Here is a 4,735-nt window from a genome sequence, read left to right on the forward strand (position 1 = left end):
ACGACCCCGGCGCCTGGTACTACGCAGCCATGCAGGAGGCCACCAACTCCCACTACTACACCGGCAACGAAGAAACCGAGAGTGAAGAGTGGGCCGAGGTGTTCGAGCACGACTGGGTAGCCCTGAAGGCCTACTGGAAGGCCAACGCCGGCCAGTCCCCGGAGGAATGAGCACAATAAGCCCAACAGACCAACAGCACGACAAAGCCCGAAAAGCTAGATAAGTGACCAAAAACTCCCCCGGCGGCTACGGCCTCCGGGGGAGTTTTTTGGTATGGTGGCACGGCTACGGGGCTATGGAAGGAGTATTGCCTTTAGGCACCCCTTGAAACCCTATGCAGCCACATGGTGCATATGCTTATGGATTCTTCGATTGGAAAATGGTGTATGCAAGTGTGCCTGTCCATTCACGGCTACGGTCATTCTTCTTTTTCTCTTTCTCTTTCCTTCTGCGGTTTATGATTTGATCTCTATGCTCGAACAGGATCATACAGCATTCCTGCAAAAAGCCGGTATACTCTTTCTCAATCAACTCTTTCAGAGGTTCGCTATGCCATATAGTTTCCTCTTGGCAAGACTTTGCTTTTTTCTTGTAAACATAGTCCACACATCTCCTGGCCTGATCGCTCTGTTTCATATACATCTGAACCTCTTTCTCCACTTCCTCACGAATCCCCCTATCAACGCCGTTCCCATCCTGGCTGGGGCTCTTCTTCATAAGCAGTTCCCGCAGCCATTTTGTTAACTGCCGGTCAAACGGGGAGAGGATGTACCCCTGGATGCAGTAATCCAGCGGCAACGAGAAATTATCGCCCCGCAGGAAATTCACCGGGTATTCGGATACCACCAGGTGCGGATATTTCCGATTGGGCTTGAAAATTTTGCGTACCAGAGAATCAATATCCGCGTCTTCCTTTTTGTTATTGTGCTGGGGGCTGATGGCGTCACAGTAGTCATAGACTTGGGCCAGGTAGTTCATGTAAATCAAATCAGGTTCTTGCTGGTCATGATGATTGGGGTTTAGCGTAAGGGAATAACTGACATTCCCTTGTGCGTTTCTTGAGATTCCGCTGACATGGATCAGGCGATGGGGAAGCCTTGCTATAGTAGAGAGGCTGATCGGTAGTGCCTGTGCCAATGCAGGATCTTCTGTTTCCGTAAATTCCTGCACGTGCGGCGCGGAGATCCATCTGGAAGGGCCTTGGGAGGCCAGCTTAAAGACGGAGCCCTTATCCCACAGTTTTTCCACAGTAAACGTTTCATTTTGCAGTTTCCAATTCTTTTTGAGGACACAATCCCGGTAAGGTTTCATGAATTCGTGGAAACGTTCTTCCGGGACGTCTTGGTAGAATAGCAGTGCCAGGGAAATCAAAGTTTCCAGGGAATTTGAAAAAATATTGTGGGACAACTCCGGCTTAAACCCCTTTTCATTTCCCCGGTATTTCTGAACGGCCTGCCCGGTTTTATTCCGTGCCACACGGGCCGATTCCCGCGCCTCATATTGGTGGATGAAATACTCGCACCAAGTCTGCATGATGTGTTTTCGCGTCTGGATGAGTTCCTCTTCGTAAATGGCACCATCACGCAGCCGGTCCCTATCGATGTTGAGATATTTTTCGGGCTTGTCATCCATAATGTTCACTTTCCAACAGAGGAATCCTGCATGGAGGTTCCGCAATTTGCGCACATCCGGGGGATAGACAAACTGTGTGTTGGCAATGGGGTTAAATTTGTATTGAAAATGATAGAGATTGGGCACAGGTTCCGGTAACTCAAAAATGCTTTCCGTACCGTTTTGATGTACCTCTCCCACCCGGAGGGTAAGGTGATGGATACGGTAGGTTTTCTCGTCGGCAAAAAGTGCATTATCCGTTGAGAAAGAAAAGGGCGCGCCTTTTTTAAACGGCTGGGTAAAAAACGGCAGAATAGAGTTCCGTTCCAGTTTTAATTCAGAGCTTTCGCGGGGGCCGCTCCCGTCCCGTAGAGGGGAAAAATAGCTGTACCGGCAGCGGCTCCTGTAATTCTTAATAATTGTGCCGTCTTCCAGCTTTTCCATTGTGCGGAAATAGATATCGAAAAAGTCACAGGGGCATTCCCGCAACCGCTCGTCAATAATATTGGAAAACTCCACAAAAAGGCCGTGCAAGAGGTCCGGCTCATCAAACTCCATATCATAGTAGTGGAAGGGGTCGTGTATACTGTCCTGGTCAGGCTGGTCTGGGTGGATCTTTTCCGGGGAAACGGTGATCTTCACATTGGTGCCCGGAATGGCGTTATTATAGTAGACCCCGTCTGTATCCGGCGGGACTTCGCGGATTTCAATTTTCCCATGGTTGCGGCCGTAAGAATGGAAAATGATCTGGCGCTCCGGCTCGTTCGGCCTCCTTGTAAAAAACTCAATCTGGTTGGTCAACTGGAAGGCGGACTGAAGGCCAATACCAAAAACCCCGGAAGGTTTTAGCCAGCAAGGCATATTCTTCATAATTTCCCGGGCCTTTTCATTTTTTTCCTTACTGGTGCCGATATCAGACATATGCTGCACATCATCCGGGGTAATACCCGTGCCCTTATCCTTGATGACAATCTGGATCACATTCTCTTTCTTATCATGGATAAGTTCTACTGTAATGGAATAATTTTTGAAGATTTTATGCAGCACATCCGGCTCCCATTCCAGTAAGGCCAACTCTCTTTTATCCTCTTCCAGGCTGGCTTTTGTTTCAACGGTTTTCTTGTCGCTGTCATTTATTTTATGGCCAAATTTAGAAATACCTATACTGAAATAGCGGTTCTGGGTGACGTCGTACCACAGTTGCAGCAGGGAAGCGTCCACGGCGTTTTGTACCAGTTCCCGTATCCCGATATATTGGTCCTTATAAATGCTGGTGCCTTCCAGCAGTTTCATAACACGGTTCTGGGACATCCGCATTTGCAGCCGGTAATTTTTGGAGGCATAGTTCCTTCCGTCAATCAGGATGTCCGCCTTGGTAAGCTGGGGCGGGCGGCCAAAGTCAGGCTGGGCAATAACCGACCAATAGAGCCGCTGGTCTTTACATTCGGTTTCCAGCCATTCCAGCCACTCCCTTACCAGCCCGGCAACCTCATATCCGTCGTTGCTGCTGTCACAGGATGCGCACACCTCGATCCGTTTCGGTGTAATCAGTAAGTGGCTGACGGCCTCATGCTTTTTGTGATGGAGTTCGGACAATTTCGGGATAAGGCCGCGATTCTGGCTGATTTCGTTGACAAACCATCGGGGGAACCGCCCGTTATCCAGGTCCAGTAAGTCGCCAAGCCGCAGCATCGCCGCAATAAACCGGGGATGGAACTCATCCCCCACAATCCCATCGGCGCGGACCCTCATTTTCATCACGTCGGAAAAAGATTTCCCGTGGGCCTCGCAGATTTCGACAATACCCTCCATGCCCTGGATAAACCGCCCGTTCAGGCGGCCCTCAAATAGGCCGCCAAAGTCGTTCCAGATCCGCTCTATGCCCTTCCAATGTGAGGGCCGTAGATAGGTTTGGATTACGACCATAATGGAAAAGTACAACTCCTGAAGGCTGGTTGATGACTTGCAGCGGTCATTTACAAAGGAAAGCAAGTTTTTAACAGCCTGCAGTTCGTCTGCCGGCAGGGCATAGCCGTTATCTTTCTGGTTTTTTAAAAAGTCAAGAAAGTCCCGTGTGCCCAGTGCGTCATAAATAAGGTTAAACGTCATGGCCATGCCGTAGTCATGGGCGTATGCGCAAACAAGCAACATAAACGTATCGGTGGCCGAGAGGGCTTTCATGCGCTCTTCGCCAAGGAACCTTTCTATGGCCTGGATCACGGAACGGCTATGGATAGCATCATGTAAGCTGTAATGTACATAAACACTGCGAGAATGCGGCAGCAGATCTTCCATGTCTTTTCGGAACAAGACCCAAAGGCTGTGCAGGTTTTTAACCCGCGGAGATGCAGATGCAAGGTTTTCAAAGTGATCCTCTAAAGTAAGGGGCAAATTATTAGACGATTCCGGTTCCATTCTCTTTTCACCTCTCTGATAACGCAGGTTCAATGCGTTTTGTAAAGTGGAAAAATGCACGGTTTTTTCGCTGATCCCATCCCACGCCCCTCTCCTCCAATATTTAAGAAAACATCCCAAAAATATTTTGGTTCAAAAGCTTTGGAAAAGCGGCAGTGCGCCTGCCAAAGACCAGTGGTGCCAATATAGTGTCACAACTTTCATCTTTACTTAATATTATAGTTGATTATTCGATCTTTTTCAAGTGAAAATATAAATTACTGGCGGTTTTCTCAGGATTCTGCATGATCAATCAACTATTGGTGGGTAGTTTGGGTGCTTGCGGGTATAAGAACACAAAAAAGCACGGCATCGTCCATGATGCCATGCTTTATAAATCTTCGACCAAACAGTTCCGCTCGGTGTCCTATCCAAGCAGGTGCATGAAATCAAGTGTCTGGAATTCCGTAAGAAAAGCCTGGATAAATGAAAATCACCTACTGCCGTCCAAACCCTGGGGGTTCAGATTGCAATAGGTGGTTTACTTGGTGGAGATGGCGGGAATCGAATTGGCAATACAGTGTTTTGCTAGTTTTACACTTTTCCCGTTTCCCTTAGATAGTGTCTACACGAATTAAGTACGGATAGCAGCCCAAATGGCGATACAACGGACGTGTACCGCGGCGATAAAAGCATCCGAGGTTTTGGCATAACGAGTGGCAATACCTCT

General features: G+C 48.5%; 1 protein-coding gene and 1 pseudogene. Both read right to left on the minus strand.

What is annotated here, in order from left to right:
• Window positions 1–357: 357 nt before the first annotated feature.
• Window positions 358–4,026 (minus strand): HD domain-containing protein, encoded by a 3,669-nt coding sequence (locus tag U8U01_RS16980; protein WP_437124406.1) that lies wholly within the window; start codon window positions 4,024–4,026, stop codon window positions 358–360.
• A 613-nt stretch (window positions 4,027–4,639) separates the two neighbouring features.
• Window positions 4,640–4,735, minus strand: a pseudogene (locus U8U01_RS16985) (IS5/IS1182 family transposase); the annotation flags it as partial.

Source organism: Acutalibacter caecimuris (assembly GCF_034335085.1).
Taxonomy (GTDB): domain Bacteria; phylum Bacillota; class Clostridia; order Oscillospirales; family Acutalibacteraceae; genus Acutalibacter; species Acutalibacter caecimuris.